Below are 23,084 nucleotides of genomic sequence, written 5' to 3'. Positions count from 1 at the left end.
ACCTACGGCAGAATGGTTCTCACGAAGACTCGTCGGCATATCACCGCATTCGCAGTCGTCGCGCTGGTCGTTCTTGCGGGCGTTTTTTTCTCGCCGACGGTCGTCTTCGAGCAGGTCGAGCGTGTGACCGAACACCCGTTCCTCGCTTGCGTTTTCTTCCTCCTCGTCTATCTCGTTCGCCCGTTTTTCGCGTGGCCGACGACCGCAGTCGCTGCGGCGGTTGGGTACGTCTACGGGCCGGTCGTCGGTATTCCGGTCGCCCTCGTCGGTGCGACGATGAGTTCCTGCGTTCCGTTCGCCGGTGCGCGGTATTTCGGCATCGAGGGGGGAATGTTCGGCCGACTCGGCGAGTCCGGCGGCCGATTTTTCGAGACGACCGGTGACCTGCGCGGGATAGTCGTGTCCCGACTCTCTCCGGTGCCCGCCGACGCCATCTCGGCGACGGCGGGCTTATCCAACGTTTCGCCGCGGGCGTTCGTCATCGGGACGACCATCGGCGAAGCACCGTGGATGATCGCGGCGGTGCTCGCCGGAAGTTCGTTGGATTCGCTCTCGGTGGACGAACTCGGAAAGAATTTGCCCCTCATCGCGGCTATGGGGCTCGTTGCGCTTCTCCTGTTGGCCGGGCCTGCGTACCGACATTTCTTCGATAGCGAGTGAGGTATCGAAATCGGATGAAGCTGTACAATCGCAGAGATGTCAGTAAAAAGTGTCTGAACAGTCGTAGACGACGCCGTGTTGGGGGCAGACGTACTTACAGTGGCGGTGGTACATAGACTCGCCACAGAGCGGACAGGGTCGTCCGTTTGCCTCTTCTGCCATAGGAAAACTACCGGATGCGACCGGTTTGACTGTTTCCCTCAGGATGTCCACCGGGACTTGACCAACAGTGCTCCACCCACTCCCCAGAGGATGACCGCGACGAGGACGACGAGGACGTGCAGTTCGGACACCCAGAACGGAAGCGCGACAGAATGGCGCGCCCCTGTGAGAAGCGCGGATAGTATCGGAATTTCTGTGCTTCGGTCACCGAACACGTCGTACTCGCCTGCCGTTTCATACGGTCGTCCGTGCGACTCCCCGAACGGAACGCGGTCGGCTTCGTAGGGTAAGTCGGGAACGGTGTAACTGGTGACGACGCTGCCGTTTCGCGTTATCTCGACCACGCGATTGTTCCGACTGTCCGTGATGAGGGTGTTCCCGTTCGGCAGGCGGTCTGCGTCGCGCGGCCAATCGAAGTGAATTCCGCCCGCTTCGTACACTATCCACGCCTCTTCCCACTCCCCGGACGATTCGTTTCTGTGAAGTTCGACGACGCGGTGGTTCTCGGAATCCGCGACGAGTACGGCACCGTCTCCAAGCCAGTGCGGATTGTGTTGCTTGTTGAGCACCGACGGGTCGCGGTCTTTGTTGATCACTTCGACTACCCCTTCACCGCGTTCGATGACGAGCAGCTGGTTCGTGTTCCGAACCGAGACGAGGTATCGTCCGTCGCCGATTCTATCCACGTCGTTGATGTGGAGCCAGTCGGTTCTGGTCGGGTCGCGGGGCTCGTTGTAGTACTGACTCGCGTTCCAGGTCCACGACCGATTTCCGGTCGAGAAGTTGTACGTGTAGATGCTCTCGTACTCCATGTCCGCGACCAGTAGTTCGCCCGAGGGAACCATCTCCGCGTCGTGAACCTCGCTATCCTTCCGGGTTCGAACCGGATAGCTCCACTCGCCGACGATGTTCGGGTTTCCTGCGGGGTCGATGAACCTGACACCGGTTCGCTTGCAGGGTGCGGGGAACTGACCGCACCGCTGGTAGTTTCCATCCGCGTGGGTCGCCAGCACGGTTCCGTTGTCGAGCATCGAAACGTCCTGATAGCTGATGGCGTTCCCGATGCGCCACATCCTCGTTCCGTTGCTGTCAAGTTCGACTACGCTTCCGCCCCATCCGGGCCCCTGCACGCCGACGAGCGTGGTCGTCGTTGCGTTCGAATCGGGGGTCGTTACGCTCGTGTTCGGGGCGAGCGCCCAACTCGCCCCGAACACCACTCCGACGAGTAGCGCACCGAATACGATGAGAAAGAGGCCACGCCGAAAATCACTAGTCGGTTTCACGTCGTCCCCCTCTCTTTCGACACCTCACTTGGCATTCCTCCCCATGCAACTTCCTTTGAGACAATGTCTCTGCACTTGTGGTTTCCGGCCACCCTCACGGCATGCGAAGCCGTAAAAACGCAAAATCAGCGAGCGGCAAAACTGGGTTAGAAAAACGCTACTGGTGGATTACGAGCACTCGCTCCAGCCACAGGATTCGCAGGTCTTACAGCCTTCGGAGAAATACAGCGAGAGCGACCCGCACTCCGGACATTCCGGACTTTCACCCGCGTCGATGAGCGACTGGGAGGCGTCTTTCCGCGTCTCGACTGCTCCGCCGTCAGTCTCGCTTTCGTCCGCCGTCTCTTCGAGCGTCTTCTGCTGTGGAACGCCCGTACGCTCGATTTCGCCGTCGAGGTAGCGGCGCATCGCCACGCCGATAGCGTCTGGAATGGAGTTGATCTGCTCGCCTTTGTCCCACGCGACTTTCGGACTGCGGATGCCCTGCAAGTCGGACGCGATTTCGTTCGGGTCGACGCCGCTCCGGAGGGCGTAGCTGATGACCTTCGCCAGCGCTTCCGTGAAGGAGTTGGTAAAGCCGCCGGAGTTACCGATGGTGGCGAACAGTTCGAACGGTTCGCCGGATTCGTCCTCGTTGATGTTGACGTACATCTTGCCGTAGCCGGTGTCGATGCGCTGGGTGACGCCGTGGAGCACGTCCGGACGCGGACGCTCCTTGGCGTATGCGCCGCCGGTGACGCCGTCTTCGACTAGACTTGACAGTTCGTCGCCGAGCGCGGCCTGCACTTCCTCGTTTGCGATGAAGCCCTCGATGCCGCCGAAGACCTCCTCGATCTGTTCGGCGATGGTTTCCGCCGCCTCGTCCTCGTCGGCGAACTCGGCGTTGTCGGCGCGCGTGGTGAGCACCTGTTTCGAGCGCGTACCGTCGCGGTACACCGTGACGCCCTTGCCGCCGTGGTCGTAGATGTAGCGGTACACCTCGTCCATGTCCTCCTTGCTGGCGGAATTCGGGAAGTTACAGGTCTTCGAGATGGCCGAATCGACGCCCTGCTGGCAGGCGCACTGCACCGCGGCGTGTTGCTTGCCGGTGAGGTCGCCCGTCACGACGAACAGTTCGCCGATGGCGTCTGGGACGGTTTCGAGTCCTTCGACGCCGGAGAACTGATTGGTCGCCATCTGCTCTTGGGCTTCTTCTTTGACCGCGCCCACGTCGATGTCGTTCGCCTCCAGTGTGCGGAGGAAGTAGTCGTCGAACTCCACGAGCATCTCGTCGCCCTGCACGTCGTCGGAGACGTTCTTGTAGTAGGCGACGTTGTAGATGGGCTCACAACCGCCCGTGGTGTTGCCGACCATCGAAGTCGTGCCGGTCGGCGCGATGGTCGTCGTGTTGTGGTTCCGAACCGAGAAGCCGTCCTTCCACTTTTCGGCGTCAAGTCCGGTTTGTTTCTCGAACCACTCGGAATACTCCGTCGGGTTCGCGTACTTCGAGTCCGACCAGTCGTTGAACGATCCGCGCTCCTCGGCGAGTTCGTGGGAGGCCCACTTCGACTCGTGGTTGATGTGGGTCATCAACTGCTGGGCGATTTCGTTACCCTCGTCGCTTCCGTAGCGGACGCCGAGTTGGATGTACAACTGGGCGAGACCCATGATGCCCAGTCCGATTTTGCGCATATCTCGAACTTTTTGTTCGATTTTCTCGACCGGGAAGTCGGACATCGTGACGACGTTCTCCAAGAACCGGGTGCCGTAGTCGATGCGATAGTCGAACTCGTCCCAGTCGATGGCGTCGCGGAGGAAAGCGTCCACGGCTTCCGACAGCGACCCGTAGCTGTCGGCGTTTTGCTCGTACCAGACGCGCCAGTCCGGCGCATCCACGTCGGCGAGCGTCGAGAGATTGATGTGGCCGAGGTTGCACGCCTCGTACTCTTCGAGCGGCTGTTCGCCGCAGGGGTTCGTCGCCAGAATCCGGTGGTCGGGGTGTTCTTCCACGTCGAAGGAGTGTTCTTTGTTCACCCGTTCGAGGTAGATGACGCCGGGTTCGCCGTTTTCCCACGCGCCTTCCACGATTCGGTTCCAGATAACGTCGGCGGGAATCGACAGCACTTCACCGGCCGTGACGTACTCGCCGAGACCGAACATGTCGTACAGTTCCTCGGTGTGTTCGGTAGCGACGTGGGGCTCTTCCGTGCGCGGGTTGGTGAAGACGAACTCTTCGCCGTTGTAGAGGGCGTCCATGAAGTCGTCCGTAACGCCGACGGAGATGTTGAAGTTAGAGAGATGCCCCTCGGCGGCGTTTCGGAGGTGTTTCGGAACCCGACCATCGTCGTCGATGAGTTCGCGGGCCTCCTCCAACGCGTCCTTGAACGACGTGTGCGTGTAGTCGTCGGGGTCGTTCAGGCGGAGCGTGTTGGCGAGGCTCACGTCCTTGTTTTTCGCGTGGATGAACTGGATAACGTCGGGGTGCGAGACGCGCATGACGCCCATCTGCGCGCCGCGGCGGGCACCGCCCTGCGCGATGGTTTCGCACATCTGGTCGTAGGTGCGCATGAACGTAATCGGGCCAGAGGCGATGCCACCCGTCGAACCGACTGCGTCGCCGTAGGGTCGGAGCTTCCAGAAGGCGTAGCCCATTCCGCCGCCGGACTGGAAGACTTCCGCGGCCTCTTTCGCGGTTTGATGGATGTCGGTGATATCGTCTCCGGGGGAGTCGACGAAACAGGCCGACAACTGCTGGAGTTCGTCGCCCGCATTCATCAGCGTGGGCGAGTTCGGGATGAACGACAGCCTCTCCATCAGGTCGTCGAACTCGTCTCGGACGGATTCGACGTGTTCTCGGATGTCCTCCGGAAGTTCCGGAACCACCGTTTCGTAGGCGAACTTGTTGACGTTGTAGACGGAGAGTGCAGTTTCGGCGTCGTCTTCGGCGGTCGTTCTCGTGCCGAACACGTCCGCGGCGAGTTCGTCCCGTCGCGGGTGACCGGGTTTCAACTGCTCGGGCGTGACGGTGATTTCGGTGCCCTGTTTTTCGGCTTCGTAGACGGCCTCCGCGAGCGCGATATTCTTCGCGACGCGCGGGAACAGGTCTTCCTGTTTCTCGACGAGGTTGCCGTCGGCGTCCTTGCGGAGATAGCGCGCCGGGAGGATGTTCTGGTACGCGTTCCCCGTCATCCGGTCTTCGAGCGTGTCGCCCTTGGTTCGCTTGACCGGGAGAGTGACCTCGTTGGCGTCCGTCTCGTGCGCGCCGCTCATACGAGCGTCACCACCGCTGCTCTGTTACTCTGCGTGGCGATTCGCCGTTCATTTTGTGCGTAGAACCGTTTCATTCGTGACGAAGAATGCATTCGACCCATCCCAAATTAAGTTTACTTTCTCTATCCCAAGTTTGTTTGTATAGTGACGCCTCTGGGGTCGTTCTCTGCCTATCAGAGAGTAAGACGCCAAGGACTATAAGAGTGTTCAGACCGGAGCGAAAGTGACCGATATGATTGAGTTTCTCACGGTATGGAGCGCCTACTCTCGTCCCCTCCCCCGATTTTCCTCGAAAACGAACCAAACACCACCGATACGTTTACCATTCAGTACGCGGTCATTTCGGGTATGACACCCCTCGCCATCGAACCAGTCGGCATCGCCGCCGTGGTTATCGGAATCATTCTCCTCGTCGTCGCCGTTCGCTTCGCCGTCGCGCTCACCTGGCGAATCGGCGTCCTCGCACTCCTCGTCGTCGCCGCCCTTTACGCGGCGGGCGTGCTGGTGTAGCCGCCGAGGAAATTCTCGATTATTTCGCGCCCGCGAGCGGTCAGCACGCTCTCCGGGTGGAACTGAACGCACTCTATCGGGTGGTCGCGATGGCGAACTCCCATCACGAGTTCGTCGCCGTCGTGGGTCGTCGTCGCGCTCACGTCGAAACAGTCGGGGACGGCGGTCGAGACAAGCGAGTGGTATCGCCCGGCCTGGAATCCCTGTTCGAGACCGTCGAACACGCCGACACCGTCGTGTTCGACCGGGAACGCTTTCCCGTGAATCGGTTCCGGTGCGCGCCCGATTTTCCCGCCGTACACATGCACCGCAGCCTCCAAGCCCAGGCAGACGCCCAGCGTCGGTATTTCTGGTGATAGCTCGCGGAGGACTTCGTTCGTGACGCCCACGTCGCGTTCGTTTTCCGGGTGACCCGGACCGGGACTGATGACGATTGCGGCCGGGTCTTTCTCGCGGATGGCGTCGAGCGAGGCGGTGTTTTTCACGACTTCGGTTTCGATCGCCGAGGCCGAACGCGAACCGTCAGAATCGAACCGCAATTCGCGATTCGATTCTGACACCTGCGCCCGAAGCGCTTCCTCAGCGTACTCCACGAGGTTGTAGGTGAACGAATCGAAGTTGTCCACGAACAGCACGCGCGTCATCGGGACACCTCCAGTTTCTGTTCGGGTGCTGACTCACGCTCCATCGTTTCCAGCGCGGAAAGCACGCCGCCCATCTTCTGTTCCGTTTCCTCGAACTCGGCGGTCGGGTCGCTGTCCGCGACGATGCCCGCGCCCGCCTGCACCGCGACTGTATCTCGTTCGCCGTGTTCAATCGTTGCGGTTCTGATGACGATAGCGAAGTCGGCGTCGCCAGTCCAGGAAATATAACCGACCCCGCCGCCGTACACGCCTCGCGGCGTTTCTTCGAGGTCGTGAATTACCTCCATCGCGCGGATTTTCGGCGCGCCGGTCAGGGTTCCGGCGGGGAACGTCGCGCGAACCGCGTCGAAAGCGTCGCAGTCCTCCGCCATGGTTCCAGTGACGGTGCTTTCGATGTGCTGGACGTGGCTGTACTTGATGACGTTCATGAACTCCTCGACGCGGATGCTTCCAGATTCAGCCACTCGGCGAACGTCGTTTCGGGCCAAATCTACTAGCATCGCGTGCTCCGACCGCTCCTTTTCGTCCGCGAGCAGTTCGCCCGCGAGTCGCCGGTCTTCCATCGGACTCCCGCCGCGCGCGCTGGTTCCGGCGATGGGGTTCGAGACGATTTTTTCGTCGCGCACCGACACCAGCGTCTCCGGACTCGCGCCGACGATGGTTCTGTCCTCGTAGCCGAGGATGTACATGTACGGCGAGGGGTTCACCTCGCGCAGGGACGCATACAATCCGAGCGGATCGATTTCGCCCCGAATCTCTCGTTTTCGGGAGACGACGCCCTGATAGATGTCGCCGTCGAAAACGTGTTCTTTCGCCCGGCGCACTGCGTCCTCGTACTCGTCCTGCGCTCCCGCCGTTTCGCCTTCCGGTCGATAGCCGCCGAGTTCGGGCTCTTCTGCGGATTCGAGCGCGTTCGCAACGCGATTCGACTCCGCGACCAGTTCGTCGTACTTCTCGCCCGGTTCGTCTTCCGGAGCGACGAGCGGCGTACACACCAACGAGAGCGAGTTTTCGACGTGGTCGAAAACGAGCGTTTTCGTGTTCAGGACGAACTGCGCGTCCGGCAGTTCCGTCTCCGGACGCTCGACCCCCTGCTCTTCCAACCAGAGGTCGTACACCGCGTCGTAGGCTAGAAAACCGACTAAACCGCCTGAAAAGCCGTCCCGGTTCGGGAACCCCCGCCGCTCCACCTCGGGAAGCGAATCTCGAAGTTTGTCGAGTACATCGTCTTCCCCCGTATCGCATCCATCGCCCTTCTCGTCCTCGCCGTTTCGACCGACGACTGCGCCGTTCCAATCGTCGTCAAGCACCCGAACCTCCGTTTCGTTCGATTTCACAGACACTACCGCTTTCGGGTCGTAACCGACGAAGGAGTAGCGTGCCCGTCGGTCGTCGGTTTCCGCGGGGTCGAACGCTCCGTCCGGATCGGAGGACGCGACTTTCTCCGCGCTTTCGAGGAGGAAATCGTACTCGTTCCCCCCGAGGGTGGAGTACGCGGTTAGCGGGTCGATTTCCACGTCCAGTTCGGTTTCCGCGTGGACGACGACCGACTGGTCGCTGTCGGCGTAGGCTTCGAACTCGTTTCGATTCATCGTTGTAAAACCGATCCCGACTTCGAATTCGTTTCTGATTCTTTCATCGATGCCGTTTTCGCGTTCTCGACGAACGATTCGACGGCCGAGTGGTCTTTCTGCCCGCCGTTCGATTCGACGCCGCTCGCAACGTCCACCGCGAACGGTTCGACCGCCTCGACAGCGTCGCCGACGTTGTGGGGGGTCAGTCCGCCCGCGAGGATGACCGGCGAGTCGAGGCTATTTGCGAACTTCCGTGCACGCTCCCAGTCGTGGGTTTCGCCCGTTCCACCCGCTTTTCCGGCATCGAGGAGGAGCGCGTCGGCAACCGCGTCGTAGCGTCCCGGTCCCTCCGCCGTCGTGTCGATGGCGCGAATGACGTTTCCGTCGATGCTGGACGAGAGGTACGCGAGGTCGCCGACGCCCATCCCGTGAACCTGTACGGCGTCTGGTTCGATGATTTCGGCTAGTTCGACCGTTCGCTCCGGGGTTTCTGGCATCGTCACGAGTACGGTCGTCACGAAGGGCGGGACTTCCCGGGCGAGCTCGGCGGCCCGAAGTGGGTCGATTTCCCGGGGCGAATCGATCGGCACGTCCACGAGCAGGCCGATTGCGTCCGCGCCCGCAGAGATGGCGGCGCGCAGGTCATTTTCCTCGGTCAGCCCGCAGATTTTCGTCCGGGTCATGCCGAGACGGCCCTCGTCATCGCGTTTAGCTTTTCCTCCGCGCGACCCGAGTCGATTGCCCGCTTCGCCTGTTCGACGCCGTCCTCCAAGGACGACGCTCGGCCGGCGACGTACACCGCCGCTCCGGCGTTCGCCAGAATGATGTCGCGTTTCGCGCCGCCGACTTCGCCCGCCACGATGTCGCGAAGGTCGCGGGCGTTCTGCTCGGGCGTACCACCCGCGACTTTTGACACGTCGTGCCGACCGACGCCGAGGTCTTCGGGCGCGAGCGTGTATTCCTCGATGGAATCTCCCTCGACTTCCGCGACCGTCGTTTCGTCGTGAACGGCGATTTCGTCCATCCCTGCCCCGTGAACCACGAGGGCGTGCGAAACCTCCATGTGGGCGAGTGCGTGTGCCAGCACGGGAACGAGGTCGGGGTCGTAGACGCCGACGACTTGCGCGTCCGCTCCCGCCGGGTTCGTCAGCGGTCCCAAGACGTTGAACAGGGTTCGCATACCGAGTTCGCGGCGCGGACCGATGACGGCCTTCATCGCGGGGTGGAAGACGGGCGCGAGCATGAATCCGATTCCCTGCTCCTCGATTGCGCGTTCCACTGCCGGTGGTTCCGAATCGACCACGACCCCAACCTCGTCCAGCACGTCAGCGCTGCCGGAGGACGAAGACACCGAGTAGTTGCCGTGTTTGGCAATCGGAACGTCCGCGCCGCTGGCGACGATTGCGGCGGTCGTGGAGACGTTGATAGTATTGTAGTCGTCACCGCCGGTGCCACAGGTGTCAACCAACGGGGTTCGGTTAGGGGAAATTGTCCGTGCGGCGTCGCGCATGCCCTGTGCAAATCCGGCGATTTCGGTTTCTGTTTCCCCTTTTGCACGCAGCCCGGTGAGGAGCGCGCCGATTTGGGCGTCGGTCGCGCCGTCGAAGACGGCGTTCGCCGCGTCTCTGGCCTGTGTGAGCGTGAGGTCGTGTCCGGTGGTGACGTGTTCGATGTAGTCCTGCATAGTGGAACACCAATGAACTGATTCGTGTTGTAATGCACAAATTCGTACAATCACTTAAAGCTGTCGTCCGTCGCGAGCGAAATAAAACCGGGATACGGCGTTCGATTTCGAAACCTTCAATTACCCATGCGGCCAACGAAGAAATGCGCACAGAGGCCGACTGGGTTTGTGGTCTAGTTGGTTATGACACCTCCTTGACATGGAGGAGGCCGGCAGTTCAAATCTGCCCAAACCCACTATTTTTGACGACACAATGCGACGAGCGAAGCAAGTCGCAGTTTGACAGCTATTTCCGATGTCGTTCTCCGATTTTCACTCGTGAAAACCCTCTCGGCAGGGTGGTCGCTCTTTCCCAATAATTTAGGATACGATTCACCCGTCCGTAGCCGCCGCTCTCCGAACACGACTCCAGAAAAAGTGATTCGAGGAACTATTCGCTCGAAATATTCGGTGCCTGTTCGCCCGTCGAGGGTGCATGTCGTGCGTCGTAGGTATGGGCAACTGCGACGAGCGTAAATGCGACCACTACTAGCAAGGCGAGTGCGATATCGGCGATTCCGGCGAGGAGCGGTAGTTCGAGCCATGCTCCGGTAAGCACGGCAAATCCGGCGGCTGCGATTCCGAGGTATCGTTTACACCACGAGATGTCGTCCCGTGTGTTGGTTTCGAGATAGGGGTCGAGTTGTTCGGCGGCGGTGGCGAGTTCGACGATTCCCCGGTTTTGGTTGTAATCTACGATTCCTGCATCATCGAGTTTCGGGAGGTGGGATTGGTAAAGCGCGGTGTAGACTCGTTTTCGCTCGGCGGCGGAAATGGCACCGACCGTGGTATCGTTTTCCCACGCGGCGACCTGCTCCGCAAGGTCGCTCAACTGGACGGTTTCCTCGGCCTGCTTCAGATAGTGCAGGGCGTACCGTCGGCGTTGATTTTTCAGTACATCGAAAACCATATCGCGGGAGAGGGGACTGTCCCGTTGCTCTCCCGACGCGTTTGATTCGAGTATGTCTGAAACGTGTTCAGCCACGGTTGAGTCTGACTCATTCGGTTGATTATCGGTTTCGTTGTTCCCCGTGCCAGAGGAGTCACCGATTGTGCTCATTACTTCGCCACCCCTTGCTCGTAACCCAGCATGGATTCAAACATTACCGGGTTTGTTCTTTGTTATTCACCATTTACCAGCCGTAAACGAGTGGTTACGAGAAACGGAATGCTGTCCGTATCTTCCCGTAGTCCGGCGGTAACCGCCGATTACTGACCGGTTTCACCGCGTTCCGTCACCTGGTACAGATTTTCGTGAACGCCGATGACGAGCGCGGGCACTACAATGATGAATAGATGTTCTTCGAGTGGAATTCCAGCCACCTCGATACCGGTTCGAAGCGGAATCGCGAAGACGCCGATGGTTAGCGTGTACCAGTCCCAGACGTAACCGATTGGGTACAGGGCGATGACCGTCTTGCCCGCGCGGGAAAGCGCGCCGGCCCGGAGGAGTAACCAGAGCGCAACCGTCCCAAAAACTACCTCGCTGGCGAGGTAGGTGTACGAACCGAACACCGCACCAATGTCAGGAAACACAGGGAATCCCTACGCGGTGTGTCTCCAAAAAGCCACCAGAAATGCCCGTTCTGCGACAAAGTTCAAGACCAATGACCGCGTCATGGAAACTGCCGATGGATATCTCTGACATTGCGACCACTGACTACTTCGAAATCGAGGCCGAAGAGCGACTTGGGAAAGCACGCTCGATATTCGAAGAGGAAAATCCGAAGGGCATCGTGGTCACCGAAGCGGGAGAGTACGACGGCGTTATCACGCAGAAACAGCTTCTGCAGTCACATATCGAAGACCAGACGAAAGTGGCGACGCTGACGAAACCCGCGCCGAAAATCGACCTGCACGACGACGTGCGCGAAGTCGCTCGCGCCCTCGTCGAAGGCGGGAGCAAGGTCGCACCCATCTTCGAAGGGGAGACCGTCTGGGGAATCATCGACGAGGATATGATTCTCGACGGCGTCCTCGACAATCTCGACGCGCTCACCGTCGAGCAGATTTACTCCGAGAATCCCGTCACGATTCCCGAGGACGCCACCCTCGGGCGCGTCATCAATCTCATGCGCGAACACAGCGTTTCCCGCCTCCCGGTCGTGAACGACGACGGCTTCCTCACCGGGATGGTCACGACCCACGACATCGTGGATTTCGTCACCCGAAACGAGGACAAGCCGACGACCGGCGAGCGAACCGGCGACAGCGACCGAATGCTGGACCTGCCGGTGTACGACGTGATGAACAGCCCCGTCGAAACCATCTCGCTCGACGCAACCGTCGAGGACGCGGTCAGAAAGATGTTCGAGATGAACTACGCCGGTCTCGTGGTTACGCCTGACGACGACCGCGTGGTGGGCGGCGTCGTCACGAAAACCGACGTGCTTCGCGCGCTCACCTACACCGAGGAGGAACACATGGACGTGCAAATCACGAACATCAACCTCCTCGATACCATCTCCCGGCAGACTATTCGGGAGAGTATCCAAGAAATCACAAACAAGTACCAAGATATGCAGGTGCGCCACGCGCACGTTCGATTCCACGAGCACAAAGAGAAACTCCGCGGCACACCCCTCATCCAGTGTAAGATTCGCCTCCGCACTAACCGTGGGCAGGTCGCCGGGTCGGGCGAAGGCTACGGCGCGGAACAAGGGTTCAACGTCGCCCGCGACACGCTGGAGCGCAACGTCCTCGAACTGAAAGGCGTGCAGAGCGACCGCGAGTACGAGGGCCAACTCCTCCGGAAGCTCAACGAACTGTAACGGCGCGAGTGGTGTCGAAGACGTCTTGATCAGGATTTGGCGCAATTTTGTTCTCTCGTTTTTTTGGATTCGAAAGGTGGTGCAATCGTGATGCAGATTGCAACTGTTAGGCGTAGCCGACCGCCAAATCCGCAGGCGAGCGAGTAGTCAGCCGCTATTGTCGGAAGTTAGCGTTTTATTCCGAAATCGGCTTGTCGGGTTTGGCTCGGGCGGACAGGACGACGGCCTGCCCGCTTGCGGTTGGGCCGGAAGCGGGGACCGAACGAGGTATCGAGCAGGCGGAACGCCTGCGAAAGAAGGACGGGCGTGGTTTGCGCCCAACATCTGCAATCGTCTCTTCTCAACAACCGTCTTCCTCGTTCAAAAACTCGGCACAACAGTCACGGCAATCTCGGAGTAAAAAGCGAACCCGCAGACTCGAACTCAGACCATCTCTTCCGTGCCTTCCAATCCGGCGTCCGTGATTCGGAACTGGGCGCGTTCCCCGGCGGGTTTCGACCGGTGTTTTTCGAGGGTTGCTCGACGGTTGCCGCCGCGAAAGCGGTCCACTCGAAGGACGACGCCGGTCCAGTGTTCCAACGTGTGTCCGCCGAGCGGTCGGGTGCCGTCTGAATCCGGGTCGGTGTACACTTGATTCGTCAGGAGAACCCCGAGGTCGTGCTTTCGCGCCAGCGAGAGTAGATGGGTCACCTGTCGGGCGACGCTGCGAAGCGCTTCTCCGCCTTTCGTGTCCTCGCTCCGTTCGAGGCGGTAAAATCCGGTCGCGCTGTCGAGCACGACGAGGTCGGCGCGGTCGGCGAACTCGCTCACGTCCTTGACCGCGGCCTCCTGTTCGGCGAAATCGAGGGCCTCCTTGATGATGATTCGGGAGGCGACCTCGTCCACGTCGCTCACCTTCGCCTCGGCGACTTGCTCGAATCGCTCGACTGAGAGCCCCTCGGTGTCGATATACACCACTGTCCCGCCGTTCCGCGCGGTTTCGATTGCGCTTCCAAGCGCGACGTTCGTCTTTCCTGCCGCGGGCGGCCCGTACACCTGCGTCACGGTTCCTCGTTCCAATCCCCCTCCGAGCAGGTCGTCCACGGGCGGGCACCCGGTTGTTAGTTTCTCTGCGTCGGTCACGTGCGGTCGTTAGGCCTTCTCACGCAAAAAGTTCCGGTTTCAGCTCGACCGAGGTGATTTTGTTCCACCCCTGCGAATGGAGCAGAGTGACAGTCGTCGTTGCGACAGCGGATTTCGAACTGTATCACGACGTGGTGAACGAACTGCGCGATAGGGGCGTCCGGTTTACGACCATCGAACCGGGTGACGACCTTCCGGAGCACGCCCGGATTTGTATCCGGGCCGAGGAGGACGACATCGACACCGACCTTCCAGTCGTCGTCGCGGACTCCAAGCATCCTCGAAAAGCGGTCGAGGAAGCCCTCGTCGTCCTCCGCGGTGAGTCCGGTAGAACCATCATCGGCATCGACCCCGGAACGCGCCCCGGAATCGCGGTTCTCTCGGGCGATCTCGTCGTCTCCGCGTTTCACGTCCCGATTACCGACGCCGCGGACGTCGTCCGCGAGGAGGTCGAAGACGCAATCGACCCGGTCGTCCGAATCGGCGACGGCGCGCGGCTCCAAGGCGCGCACCTCATCCGCGAACTCGAAGATATGTTGGTCGAACTCGTGGACGAAACCGGAACCACGCCGTACCTCGGAACCGGTGCGCGCGGCATGGGCGACGTGCTCGCGGCGGCCAACATCGCTCGACTGGAGGGCGAAGTCGTGGAGGAACGCGACATCGAACCGACGCAGGGAGAACTCGGCGTCATCAAACGCCGGTCGCGCGAACGCTCGGAGGACAACCGCGAAATCGACGAGGAACTCGCCCGCCGTGTCGCGGCGGGCGAGTTGACTATCGACGAAGCGCTCGACGAACATCGGGAGGAGTGAGGAGGGGTAAATTACCGATCTATCGGCGCGGATTACAATTCCACCAGCACGGTGTACCGGTGCGTCTCTTCGACCGGACACTGGAGGTGTTCTTCCTTGACGATCGACCCGGACAGCAGTTGCTTACCGACCTTTTGAAACTTGTCGAGTTCGACGTGACCCTTCTCGCGGGCGACGATTTCGCCCTCCGGGTCGGTTTCGAACTCACCCATTCCGTCACAGCCGTCGAAGGGACACTGAACGCGAACGAGAACCATGTTCCAACTACGATTTGTCGATAGTTATAGATTTTCGTACGTCGCGCCCTCCGCTCGGCGCATCACCTCACGAACCGCAATCCCGGCTTCCTCCGCCACCGCAAGAGCGTCGTCGAATTCGGCGCTCACGTCGTACGCCGACCCGGATTCGTCGCTTGCGATTTTTACGGTCACGTCGTACTCCGATTCGCCGATCTCCAGCGTCACCGTCTCGAACTCCCGGCGGGCAATCCAGCGATGGCTTGCGCCCGTGGCACGAACGCCGAGCGTTCCGGTTTCTTCGGCCAATTTTCGGGCGACTCGTTCCGCGTCTTCGGGTTTCGTGATGACTTTAACGAGGTGGCCCGGACGCGATTTCTTCATCGTCGCCGGGAGGATGGACACGTCTCGCGCGCCTGAACCTGCGAGGGTATCTTGAAGGCCGCCGAGCACTTCCGGCGACGTGTCGTCCAGATTCGTTTCGAGAACGGTAATATCGTCGCGAATGAGGCCGTCATCCCCCGATTCACCGGCGAGAGCGCGGAGGACGTTCGGATGTTCGGGAAAGTCGTGGCCCCCCGCGCCGTAGCCCGCTTTTTTGATATTCAAGGTGGGAACCGTTTCGACGCCGTCGGCGAAATGCGCGAGAATCGCGGCCCCCGTCGGTGTCAGCAGTTCCGCTTCGACCGGGCCGCCGGACAGCGACCAATCGGCCCGGGTCGCGATTTCGACCACGGCGGGTGCGGGAATCGGGTAGGTTCCGTGGCTCATCCCGACTTGTCCCCCGCCGGTCGCGAGCGGCGTCGTTACGACTCGCTCCGCGTCGAGATCGGCGAACAGCAAGCAGGAACCGACCACGTCCGCGATGGCGTCGTCCGCGCCGACCTCGTGAAAATGCGTCGAATCGAGGTCGGTGTCGTGGACGCTGGCCTCCGCTTCGCCCAGAATCCGGAACACGGCTTTCGCGTTGGCTTCGACGTCTCTGTCGAGTCCCATCGATTCCAGCAGATCGATTACTTCGCGGTAGGTTCGCGCCGGACCGGCACTTTCTGCGTGCTGATGGTCGTGGGGGTGGTCGTGATCATCGCCGTGATTGTGGGTGTGTTCGTGGTGATTTCCATGAGTATCATCGTCGTGTTCGTGAGAGTGGCCGTCGTGGCTGTGCTCGTGGCTGTTGTCGCCGTGCTCATCTCCGTGGGTGTGTCCATGTTCGGGAGCGTCCCCATCCTCGTCCGGTTCGCCCTCGCCCGACTCGTCGCGCTCCGAATCGCCGGTCAGCAGCACGCGAACCTGTGTCGCAGAAATTCCGTTTTTCACCGTCGTTTCGACCGAATACTCCACGTCGAGCGCGTTTTCGATCGGTTCGAGTGCGGTTCGGTCCGCTCCGGCGTCGAGCAGTACTCCGAGAATCATATCGCCGCTGGCCCCCATTCGTCCGTCGAACGCAAGCGTCCTCATACGTGCCAGCGCGTGCCGGAACGCGAAAATCCCACCGGTCGTGTTGGCACCACTATCCCTTTGTACTGTTATCCCGTAGTGTCAATCATCGCACGCGGGCACCGCCCTACAACATCGGCAGACAGCGTGGCCGAAAAACCCGGTAGCAAAGGACTTATGCCCCGCGAACTATCACCCACAACCATCCCCGTGACTGAACAATCATGAACGAAGTGCAACTGGAGGTCGCAAAGGCGTATCCGAACGATTCGGGACGCGGCATCGCCCGTCTCGACCCGGACACGCTCTTGCATCTGAAGCTGAGCCCCGGAGATATCATCGAGATAGAAGGCGGTGACACGACGGCGGCGAAAGTCTGGCGTGCCGACCGGCAGGACTGGAACACCGATACGGTTCGTATCGACGGTTTCACGCGCCAGAACGCCGACGTCGGCATCGGCGAGCGCGTCGAAATACGAAAGGCCGAGGCGGAAAAGGCCGACAAACTGGTGCTCGCTCCTCCCGAGGAGGCGAGCGTCCAGTTCGGAAGCGACGCCGCAGGAATGGTCAAACGCCAAATTCTGAAACGCCCGGTGGTCGAGCGCGACATCGTGCCCGTCATGTCGAGTACGAACCACCCGTTCATGCGCTCGCCCGGACAGGCGATTCCGCTCATCGCGGTGGAGACCGACCCGCAAGGCGTCTGTCTCATCACCGAGGATACGGAGGTCGAACTGCGCGAGGAGCCGATTTCCGGCTTCGAGAAGACCGGCGGCGGAATCACCTACGAGGACATCGGCGGTTTACAGAACGAAATCCAGCGCGTGCGGGAGATGGTCGAACTCCCGATGAAGCACCCGCAAATCTTCCAAAAGCTCGGCATCGAGCCACCACAAGGGGTGCTTCTCCACGGCCCGCCCGGAACCGGGAAAACCTTGTTGGCGAAAGCCGTCGCCAACGAAACCAGCGCGAGTTTCTTCTCCATCGCTGGCCCTGAGATTATATCGAAATACTACGGCGAGTCCGAACAGCAACTCCGAGAAATCTTCGAGGACGCCGCCGAGGAGTCACCGTCTATCATCTTCATCGACGAACTCGACTCCATCGCGCCCAAGCGCGAGGACGTGACCGGCGAAGTCGAGCGTCGCGTCGTCGCCCAACTGCTGACGATGATGGACGGCCTCGAAGCGCGCGGACAGGTCATCGTCATCGCGGCGACCAACCGCGTCGATTCGGTTGACCCGGCGCTCCGCCGTCCGGGTCGGTTCGACCGTGAAATCGAAATCGGCGTTCCGGACGAGGAGGGTCGCACGGAAATCCTCCAGATACACACCCGCGGGATGCCGCTTTCGGACGACGTTAACCTTCCCGACCTGTCGAACGACACCCACGGCTTCGTCGGTGCCGACATCGAGAGCCTGACGAAGGAAGCTGCGATGAAGGCACTCCGGCGTTATCTGCCGGAAATCGACTTAGACGAAGAGTCTATACCGCCGTCGCTCATCGACCGGATGATCGTGAAGCGTAAGGACTTCAGGGGTGCGCTGAACGAGGTCGAGCCCTCCGCAATGCGCGAAGTTCTGGTCGAACTGCCGAAGATTTCGTGGGACGACGTCGGCGGCCTCGAAGACCCCAAGAGTCAGGTCAAAGAGAGCGTCGAATGGCCGCTCACCTCGCCCGAGAAGTTCGACCGAATGGGAATCGACCCGCCGTCCGGCGTCCTGCTCTACGGGCCGCCCGGAACCGGGAAAACGCTCATGGCGAAAGCCGTCGCTAACGAAACCAACGCCAACTTCATCAGCGTGCGGGGACCGCAACTGCTGTCGAAGTGGGTCGGCGAGTCGGAGAAGGCCATCCGCCAGACCTTCCGCAAGGCGCGGCAGGTTAGCCCGACGGTTATCTTCTTCGACGAACTGGACAGCCTCGCCCCCGGACGCAGTCAGGAGGTCGGTAGCAACGTCTCAGAGCGCGTGGTGAACCAATTGCTCACGGAACTCGACGGGCTCGAAGAGAAGGGCGATGTGATGGTCATCGGCGCGACCAACCGTCCCGATATGATAGACCCGGCGCTCATCCGCTCGGGTCGCTTCGACCGCCTCGTCATGATAGGGCAACCCGACGAGGAAGGTCGCGAGCAAATCCTCAAAATCCACACCGAAGACACGCCGCTCGCGCCTGACGTGAGCCTGCGCGAACTCGCGGAGATGACCGACGGCTACGTCGGCAGCGACTTAGAATCTATCGCGCGCGAGGCCGCAATCGAAGCCCTGCGCGAGGACGACGACGCGGAAGAGGTCGAGATGCGCCACTTCCGCGCGGCGATGGAGAGCGTGCGCGCCACCATCACCGAAGATCTGCTCGACTACTACACCCAAATCGAACAGGACTTCAAAGGCGGCTCGTCCGGCCCACAGCGCCAGACCGGCGGCAGAATCGGTTTCCAATAAGGAACCAGCTTTTAATTACCACCTTTTACAGAAAATGCGAGAGAGCGAAGCTATCTCGTTCCTTCACGGGCGGCGCCCGTGAAGAAGCCAGCTGAACCGGCGACGGTGGTCGTCACCGGTTCTGCCTGCGACCGTCGTAAAAGGTAGTATCGAAAGGTGCGTTCTAATAGATAAGCTCGTCGTCGTTTTCGACCATGTAAAATGTTCGTGCGGCGATGTTGACGGCGTGGTCGCCGATGCGTTCCAAGTCGCGGATGGTGAGCAGGAGGCGAGAAACGTCCTGCAGGAGTCGCTCGATTTCCTGTTCGGTGTTCTCTTCGAGTTCCGTCTCGATGAGGTCGCGGACGACGAGCGCGCTGGCGCGCTCACAGAGGTCGTCCAAATCGTCGTCTCGGTCGGCGACGGCGTAACAGGCCTCGGTGTCGTTCTCAGCGTAGGCGTCCATCGTCGCCTCCAGCATGTCGAGCGTGACGGTTCCGAGTTCCTGAATATCGACTTCGGGGAACACGTCGTGGTCGGCTTCGAGCGTGTACTCGCCGAGGTTCACCGCGAGGTCGCCGATCCGCTCGAGGTCGGTGATGATTTTGAACGACGCGGCGATCATCCGAAGGTCGCTCGCGACGGGTTGCTGGAGTGCGAGCAGGTCGATGCAGTCCTGTTCGAGTTCGAGGTACAGTTCGTTCACTTCGTCGTCGCCCTCGATGACCTCGTGGGCGAGGTCGCGGTCTTTCTGTTCGAGCGCGTTGAGACCGAGACGGAGTCGCTCCATCACGACTTCGCTCATGTAGAGGACGTTTTCGTGGAGGCCTGCCAACTGCTGTTGGTAGCTTTTGCGTGCCATAGTTTGTGTTGAGATTGTATTTGAGAGGTTGTCGTATGAATCTTATCCGAACTTGCCGGTGATGTAATCTTCGACGCGTTCGTGCTCGGGGTTCTCGAAGATTTTCTGCGTGTCGTCGAACTCGACGAGTTCGCCGCCCGTCAGGAAGACGGCTGTTTTGTCGCTGATGCGCGCCGCCTGCTGCATGTTGTGGGTGACGATGACGACGGTGTAATCTTCCGCCAGTTCGGCGATGAGGTCTTCGACCTTCGAGGTCGCGACCGGGTCGAGCGCGCTCGCGGGTTCGTCCATCAGCAGGACTTCCGGGTCGGGCGCGATGGCGCGGGCGATGCAGAGACGCTGTTGTTGCCCGCCGGAGAGCTCAAGGCCGGATTCGTCCAGTCGGTCTTTCACTTCGTCCCACAGCGCGGCGCGCTTGAGCGACTCTTCGACTATTTCGTCGTAATCGCCGTCCTTGTCCTGAATGTTCAGTCCGTAGGCGACGTTGTCGTAGATGCTCTTCGGGAACGGGTTCGGTTTCTGGAACACCATTCCGACGCGGCGGCGGAGCGCCACCGGGTCCACGTCGTCGTCGTAGACGTTTTTCCCCCGCAGGGAGAGTTCGCCTTCGACGTGCGCAGCATCGATGAGGTCATTCATCCGGTTGATACACCGGAGGAAGGTGGATTTCCCGCACCCGGATGGACCGATCATCGCGGTGACGCGGTTTTCCGGAATCTCCATGTCGATTCCCCGGAGCGCTTGGTCGTCGTCGTACCAGACTTTCACGTCCTTCGACGTGATTATCGGTCGCGTGTCCGCGCGATTGACGCTCCCCGAATCGACGTCGGTGTCGATGACCATGTCGTCGGCCATCGAGGTAGGTGATTCGCCTGTACTCTCTCCCTCGTTCGTTTCCTCGTTCTGCATGTTCTCTTGACTCATTGGTTATCCCTCCTTCTGATACTTGTTTCGCAGTGCAATCGCGACCGAGTTCATCACCAGCATGGCGACGAGCAGGACGACGACGCCCGCCGGGACGACTCGCTCGAAGAACTCCTCCGTGGCGAACGTCCCCGCCCACACGTAGATTTGCATCGGCATCGCGACGACCTTCGACTCGAACGTGCGCGGGATACCGGCGATGTTCGCCGCACCGATCATGATGAGCGGTGCGGTCTCGCCAACTGCGCGTCCCAGTCCGAGAATCGTTCCGGTGAGGATGCCGGGGAACGATCGGGGGAGGACGACGTTTTTCACCGTCTGCCACTGGGTCGCGCCCATTCCGTACGATGCTTGTCGCATGTCGTCCGGCACCGCTCGAATAGCCTCTTGTGACGAGATGATGATGATAGGGAGGATGAGCAACGAGAGCGCCAATCCACCCACGACGATGGTACCGGAACCGAACAGGCTCCCGGCGACGTATATCGGCGCGAGGCCGAGCGGTTCTGCGATTGCCGGTGGAAGCACAGGAATACCGGGGCCGAGATACGTGACGAAGACACCTGCGGCGAGCAGTCCGTACACGACGCTCGGAACGCCAGCTAGATTCGAGACGTTGATTTTGATGATTCTCGTCAGCCGGTTGTTCGGCGCGTACTCCTCGAGATACACCGCGGCACCGACGCCGACCGGGAACGAAACGAGGGCGACGACGAACATCAACAGCACCGACCCGACGATTGCGGGATATATACCCGCATCACCAGCGGTTCTCGAACTATTGCCGGTGACGAACTTCCAATCGAGCCACGATTGCGGCCCGGCGAAAGAAAGAATATCAACGAAAAGCGCCCCGAGAAGTGCGCCGCCGATGACGACGAGGGGGAGTGCGAGTCCAACTTTGTTTTCTGGCCGATGAGCGAGCGTGTCGGCGACGTAGAGCCCGACCGGCACTCCGGCCAATGTCATCAAAATGGGCGCGGGAACGGCCCCGATTCCGACGAACTGACCAACCGGGGCGGAGAGCATCGTCACGAGGAGGGTGATGGCCGCCACGATGTTCCCGGTTCGTTCTCCGTCCCACCGTTTGCCGACGTAGCTTCTCGCCGCCAGCGCTCCCACCGAGCCGAAGGTGAGCGCCATCGACATTCCGTCGGTCGGGATGTAGAGCAGACGGAGGATACCGTACGGAATGAGCACGTATGATGCGGCGAACGTAAGAATCGTGATACCCAGCCATCCGAGGAACGGCACTTCGAAATCGCTTCGGCTCAATCCGATGGCGAAGACGACCGGAACGGCGAACGCAACGAAGTACGCGAACCACAGCAGCGGGTACACCACGTCGATGAAGACGGTCGAAATTCCGGCCGCGAATATCGTCCCGACGACCGGAATTCCGAGTGCGGTTACCCCAGCCGAAAGGGAGCTTCTGTCGGTTCGGTTGAGATACCAGCCGACGGCGACGGTCGGAAGGACGAACGTGGTGAAGAAGACGAGATACCACCCCGGGTCGGCCGTGAGCGGTTGAATGGCGTCGTTCGCTACGTACAGCAGCAACACTCCCAGCGCGACGATGCCGACGAGCGTCGCGGCCAGCAATGTGTACTTGAATACCGTTCCGGCCGTTTGACTGACCTGCCCAAATCCGCTCGTCTTTTCGTATCCGCCTGAGTCTGTTGCCATCTTAGTATTCCTCCCGGTAGTGTTCCGCGATGAGGTCGCTCACGACGTTCATCACGAGCGTGATGACGAACAGGGTGAGACCGAGGGCGAACGCGCTCCGATACGCGATACCGCCGCCGGCGAAGTCACCCGTCAGCGAGTTCACGATCGCCGCCGTCATCGGCATGTTCGGGTTGGTGTACTCCGCCGGGTTGAGCGGATTTCGGAGGAACGCGACGCTTCCCGCCGCGATAGTCACTGCCATCGTCTCCCCGATTGCGCGCGACAGCGCGAGGATGAACGAGGAGAAGATACCCGAAATCGCCGCGGGAATGACGATGCCGACGGAGACGTCGAGCTTCGTCGCTCCCATTCCGTATCCCGCTTGTCGGAGCGAATCAGGAACGGCGCTCATCGCGTCCTCGCTGATGGATGCGACCATCGGAATGATCATGATACCGACGACGATGCTCGCCGATATCATGTTGAAAAACTGTACGTCGATGAAGATGTCTATCAACGGTGTAATGTAGATGAGCGCGAAGAAACCGTAGACGACGGTCGGGATGCCAGCGAGAATCTCGAGTGCTGGCTTCAGCACCGACCGCGTCCGCGTGCTCGCGTATTCGCTTAGATAGAGTGCGGTTGCGACGCCGAGCGGTAGCGCGATAACTGCGGAACCGATGGTCACCATGAGCGTTCCCGTTAGGGGCGCTAACACGCCGAACTCGCCGTTACTGGGTCGCCACGTTGACCCGGTCACGAAGTCGAATATAGATGTCGTCTCACCGTTGACACCGAGTAATCCCGCAGTTTCGCTGAAAAACCCCAGCGACTCGTTGAGCAACAAGAGAACGATACCGACGGTTGTGATTATCGACAGGAGTGCGCAAGTAAAGAAAAACAGGCGCGCTAACAGCTCCCGCGACGAATTTCCTGTTCGTCTTGTAAGATTTTGTGTTATCCGATCAGTACTCATTGTTCGTATTCCTCAGTCGTATTCGAAAAGGCCTTCGTTTAC

Annotated in this window: 22 protein-coding genes and 1 tRNA gene; 7 read left to right on the top strand and 16 right to left on the bottom strand. The window is 60.4% G+C overall.

Annotation, left to right across the window (positions count from 1 at the left end; all coding sequences use genetic code 11):
• The first annotated feature begins 12 nt into the window (after positions 1–12).
• Positions 13–660: a TVP38/TMEM64 family protein gene (locus LIX15_RS03380; RefSeq protein ID WP_227776099.1), complete on the top strand. Its 648-nt coding sequence runs from the start codon at positions 13–15 to the stop codon at positions 658–660.
• A 39-nt stretch (positions 661–699) separates the two neighbouring features.
• On the opposite strand, the gene LIX15_RS32690 is transcribed toward LIX15_RS03380, so the two are convergent.
• From LIX15_RS32690 to LIX15_RS03370, 3 genes are all read right to left on the bottom strand, one after another.
• Positions 700–822 (bottom strand): HVO_2523 family zinc finger protein, encoded by a 123-nt coding sequence (locus LIX15_RS32690; protein WP_265338405.1) that lies wholly within the window; start codon positions 820–822, stop codon positions 700–702.
• Positions 823–860: 38 nt separating this feature from the next.
• Positions 861–2,105 carry an aryl-sulfate sulfotransferase gene (locus LIX15_RS03375; RefSeq protein ID WP_227776098.1) on the bottom strand — a complete coding sequence of 415 codons (1,245 nt, stop codon included), beginning with the start codon at positions 2,103–2,105 and terminating at the stop codon, positions 861–863.
• A 168-nt stretch (positions 2,106–2,273) separates the two neighbouring features.
• Positions 2,274–5,354, bottom strand: a complete 3,081-nt coding sequence (locus LIX15_RS03370) for an adenosylcobalamin-dependent ribonucleoside-diphosphate reductase (protein ID WP_227776097.1) — start codon at positions 5,352–5,354, stop codon at positions 2,274–2,276.
• Between the two features lie 252 nt (positions 5,355–5,606).
• On the opposite strand from LIX15_RS03370, the gene LIX15_RS03365 reads away from it, so the two are divergent.
• On the top strand, positions 5,607–5,864 hold the full coding sequence (locus LIX15_RS03365) for a hypothetical protein (protein ID WP_227776096.1): 258 nt from the start codon (positions 5,607–5,609) through the stop codon (positions 5,862–5,864).
• Here LIX15_RS03365 and trpG read toward each other — a convergent pair.
• From trpG to trpD, 4 genes are read right to left on the bottom strand one after another with little or no spacing between them, the layout of a single operon-like run.
• Positions 5,840–6,508, bottom strand: a complete 669-nt coding sequence (gene trpG / locus LIX15_RS03360) for an anthranilate synthase component II (protein WP_227776095.1) — start codon at positions 6,506–6,508, stop codon at positions 5,840–5,842. The two genes, LIX15_RS03365 and trpG, sit on opposite strands and share 25 nt — an antisense overlap.
• Positions 6,505–8,100 carry an anthranilate synthase component I gene (gene trpE, locus LIX15_RS03355; RefSeq protein ID WP_227776094.1) on the bottom strand — a complete coding sequence of 532 codons (1,596 nt, stop codon included), beginning with the start codon at positions 8,098–8,100 and terminating at the stop codon, positions 6,505–6,507. The genes trpG and trpE overlap by 4 nt, the downstream gene beginning before the upstream one ends.
• On the bottom strand, positions 8,097–8,765 hold the full coding sequence (locus LIX15_RS03350; protein ID WP_227776093.1) for a phosphoribosylanthranilate isomerase: 669 nt from the start codon (positions 8,763–8,765) through the stop codon (positions 8,097–8,099). The genes trpE and LIX15_RS03350 overlap by 4 nt, the downstream gene beginning before the upstream one ends.
• Complete coding sequence (gene trpD / locus LIX15_RS03345) at positions 8,762–9,766, bottom strand: anthranilate phosphoribosyltransferase (RefSeq protein ID WP_227776092.1); 1,005 nt, start codon at positions 9,764–9,766, stop codon at positions 8,762–8,764. Before trpD ends, LIX15_RS03350 begins: the two co-directional genes overlap by 4 nt.
• A gap of 162 nt (positions 9,767–9,928) precedes the next feature.
• Between trpD and LIX15_RS03340 the strand changes: the two genes are divergently transcribed.
• Positions 9,929–10,002, top strand: a tRNA-Val gene (locus LIX15_RS03340).
• Positions 10,003–10,196: 194 nt separating this feature from the next.
• Here LIX15_RS03340 and LIX15_RS03335 read toward each other — a convergent pair.
• Together LIX15_RS03335 and LIX15_RS03330 are read right to left on the bottom strand one after the other, a co-directional pair.
• Positions 10,197–10,865: a DUF7344 domain-containing protein gene (locus LIX15_RS03335; protein WP_227776091.1), complete on the bottom strand. Its 669-nt coding sequence runs from the start codon at positions 10,863–10,865 to the stop codon at positions 10,197–10,199.
• A gap of 149 nt (positions 10,866–11,014) precedes the next feature.
• Complete coding sequence (locus LIX15_RS03330; protein WP_227776090.1) at positions 11,015–11,341, bottom strand: lycopene cyclase domain-containing protein; 327 nt, start codon at positions 11,339–11,341, stop codon at positions 11,015–11,017.
• A gap of 95 nt (positions 11,342–11,436) precedes the next feature.
• Here LIX15_RS03330 and LIX15_RS03325 point away from each other — a divergent pair, with 95 nt between their 5' ends.
• A complete protein-coding gene (locus LIX15_RS03325; protein WP_227776959.1) occupies positions 11,437–12,576 on the top strand; it encodes a CBS domain-containing protein in 1,140 nt (379 codons plus the stop codon).
• Positions 12,577–12,733: 157 nt separating this feature from the next.
• A complete protein-coding gene (locus tag LIX15_RS03320) occupies positions 12,734–12,976 on the top strand; it encodes a hypothetical protein (protein WP_227776089.1) in 243 nt (80 codons plus the stop codon).
• Positions 12,977–12,999: 23 nt separating this feature from the next.
• On the opposite strand, the gene radB is transcribed toward LIX15_RS03320, so the two are convergent.
• Positions 13,000–13,698: a DNA repair and recombination protein RadB gene (gene radB / locus LIX15_RS03315; RefSeq protein WP_227776088.1), complete on the bottom strand. Its 699-nt coding sequence runs from the start codon at positions 13,696–13,698 to the stop codon at positions 13,000–13,002.
• 86 nt (positions 13,699–13,784) lie between these two features.
• On the opposite strand from radB, the gene LIX15_RS03310 reads away from it, so the two are divergent.
• Positions 13,785–14,513 carry a hypothetical protein gene (locus LIX15_RS03310; RefSeq protein WP_227776087.1) on the top strand — a complete coding sequence of 243 codons (729 nt, stop codon included), beginning with the start codon at positions 13,785–13,787 and terminating at the stop codon, positions 14,511–14,513.
• Positions 14,514–14,545: 32 nt separating this feature from the next.
• Here the strand turns inward: LIX15_RS03310 and LIX15_RS03305 are convergent, their stop codons facing one another.
• A complete protein-coding gene (locus LIX15_RS03305) occupies positions 14,546–14,770 on the bottom strand; it encodes a hypothetical protein (protein WP_227776086.1) in 225 nt (74 codons plus the stop codon).
• Between the two features lie 24 nt (positions 14,771–14,794).
• Complete coding sequence (larC, locus tag LIX15_RS03300) at positions 14,795–16,207, bottom strand: nickel pincer cofactor biosynthesis protein LarC (RefSeq protein WP_227776085.1); 1,413 nt, start codon at positions 16,205–16,207, stop codon at positions 14,795–14,797.
• Between the two features lie 203 nt (positions 16,208–16,410).
• Between larC and LIX15_RS03295 the strand changes: the two genes are divergently transcribed.
• Positions 16,411–18,633, top strand: a complete 2,223-nt coding sequence (locus LIX15_RS03295; RefSeq protein ID WP_227776084.1) for a CDC48 family AAA ATPase — start codon at positions 16,411–16,413, stop codon at positions 18,631–18,633.
• A 163-nt stretch (positions 18,634–18,796) separates the two neighbouring features.
• Here LIX15_RS03295 and phoU read toward each other — a convergent pair whose 3' ends face one another.
• Genes phoU through pstC form a run of 4 tightly spaced genes read right to left on the bottom strand, consistent with a single transcriptional unit; the run spans position 18,797 to position 23,042 of the window.
• On the bottom strand, positions 18,797–19,474 hold the full coding sequence (gene phoU / locus LIX15_RS03290; protein ID WP_227776083.1) for a phosphate signaling complex protein PhoU: 678 nt from the start codon (positions 19,472–19,474) through the stop codon (positions 18,797–18,799).
• A gap of 42 nt (positions 19,475–19,516) precedes the next feature.
• Positions 19,517–20,398, bottom strand: a complete 882-nt coding sequence (gene pstB / locus LIX15_RS03285) for a phosphate ABC transporter ATP-binding protein PstB (RefSeq protein ID WP_345410061.1) — start codon at positions 20,396–20,398, stop codon at positions 19,517–19,519.
• A gap of 3 nt (positions 20,399–20,401) precedes the next feature.
• The gene (pstA, locus tag LIX15_RS03280) at positions 20,402–22,084 is read right to left on the bottom strand and encodes a phosphate ABC transporter permease PstA (RefSeq protein WP_227776082.1); all 1,683 of its coding nucleotides are present in this window, start codon (positions 22,082–22,084) and stop codon (positions 20,402–20,404) included.
• 1 nt (position 22,085) lies between these two features.
• Positions 22,086–23,042 (bottom strand): phosphate ABC transporter permease subunit PstC, encoded by a 957-nt coding sequence (pstC, locus tag LIX15_RS03275; protein ID WP_227776081.1) that lies wholly within the window; start codon positions 23,040–23,042, stop codon positions 22,086–22,088.
• Positions 23,043–23,084 lie beyond the last annotated feature (42 nt).

Source organism: Haladaptatus pallidirubidus, assembly GCF_020700235.1.
GTDB lineage: Archaea > Halobacteriota > Halobacteria > Halobacteriales > Haladaptataceae > Haladaptatus > Haladaptatus pallidirubidus.
The sequence above is the reverse complement of the archived record's forward strand: the minus strand, read 5'-3'. Positions and strand labels throughout refer to the sequence as shown.

Excerpts from the sequence above, each read along its gene's own strand:
- LIX15_RS03380 (WP_227776099.1), top strand. The coding sequence starts at position 13 with ATGGTTCTCACGAAGACTCGTCGGCATATCACCGCATTCGCAGTCGTC.
- LIX15_RS32690 (WP_265338405.1), bottom strand. The coding sequence starts at position 822 with ATGGCAGAAGAGGCAAACGGACGACCCTGTCCGCTCTGTGGCGAGTCT.
- LIX15_RS03370 (WP_227776097.1), bottom strand. The coding sequence starts at position 5,354 with ATGAGCGGCGCGCACGAGACGGACGCCAACGAGGTCACTCTCCCGGTC.
- LIX15_RS03365 (WP_227776096.1), top strand. The coding sequence starts at position 5,607 with ATGGAGCGCCTACTCTCGTCCCCTCCCCCGATTTTCCTCGAAAACGAA.
- trpG (WP_227776095.1), bottom strand. The coding sequence starts at position 6,508 with ATGACGCGCGTGCTGTTCGTGGACAACTTCGATTCGTTCACCTACAAC.
- trpE (WP_227776094.1), bottom strand. The coding sequence starts at position 8,100 with ATGAATCGAAACGAGTTCGAAGCCTACGCCGACAGCGACCAGTCGGTC.
- LIX15_RS03350 (WP_227776093.1), bottom strand. The coding sequence starts at position 8,765 with ATGACCCGGACGAAAATCTGCGGGCTGACCGAGGAAAATGACCTGCGC.
- trpD (WP_227776092.1), bottom strand. The coding sequence starts at position 9,766 with ATGCAGGACTACATCGAACACGTCACCACCGGACACGACCTCACGCTC.
- LIX15_RS03335 (WP_227776091.1), bottom strand. The coding sequence starts at position 10,865 with ATGAGCACAATCGGTGACTCCTCTGGCACGGGGAACAACGAAACCGAT.
- LIX15_RS03325 (WP_227776959.1), top strand. The coding sequence starts at position 11,437 with ATGGATATCTCTGACATTGCGACCACTGACTACTTCGAAATCGAGGCC.
- LIX15_RS03305 (WP_227776086.1), bottom strand. The coding sequence starts at position 14,770 with ATGGTTCTCGTTCGCGTTCAGTGTCCCTTCGACGGCTGTGACGGAATG.
- larC (WP_227776085.1), bottom strand. The coding sequence starts at position 16,207 with ATGAGGACGCTTGCGTTCGACGGACGAATGGGGGCCAGCGGCGATATG.
- LIX15_RS03295 (WP_227776084.1), top strand. The coding sequence starts at position 16,411 with ATGAACGAAGTGCAACTGGAGGTCGCAAAGGCGTATCCGAACGATTCG.
- phoU (WP_227776083.1), bottom strand. The coding sequence starts at position 19,474 with ATGGCACGCAAAAGCTACCAACAGCAGTTGGCAGGCCTCCACGAAAAC.
- pstB (WP_345410061.1), bottom strand. The coding sequence starts at position 20,398 with ATGAGTCAAGAGAACATGCAGAACGAGGAAACGAACGAGGGAGAGAGT.
- pstA (WP_227776082.1), bottom strand. The coding sequence starts at position 22,084 with ATGGCAACAGACTCAGGCGGATACGAAAAGACGAGCGGATTTGGGCAG.
- pstC (WP_227776081.1), bottom strand. The coding sequence starts at position 23,042 with ATGAGTACTGATCGGATAACACAAAATCTTACAAGACGAACAGGAAAT.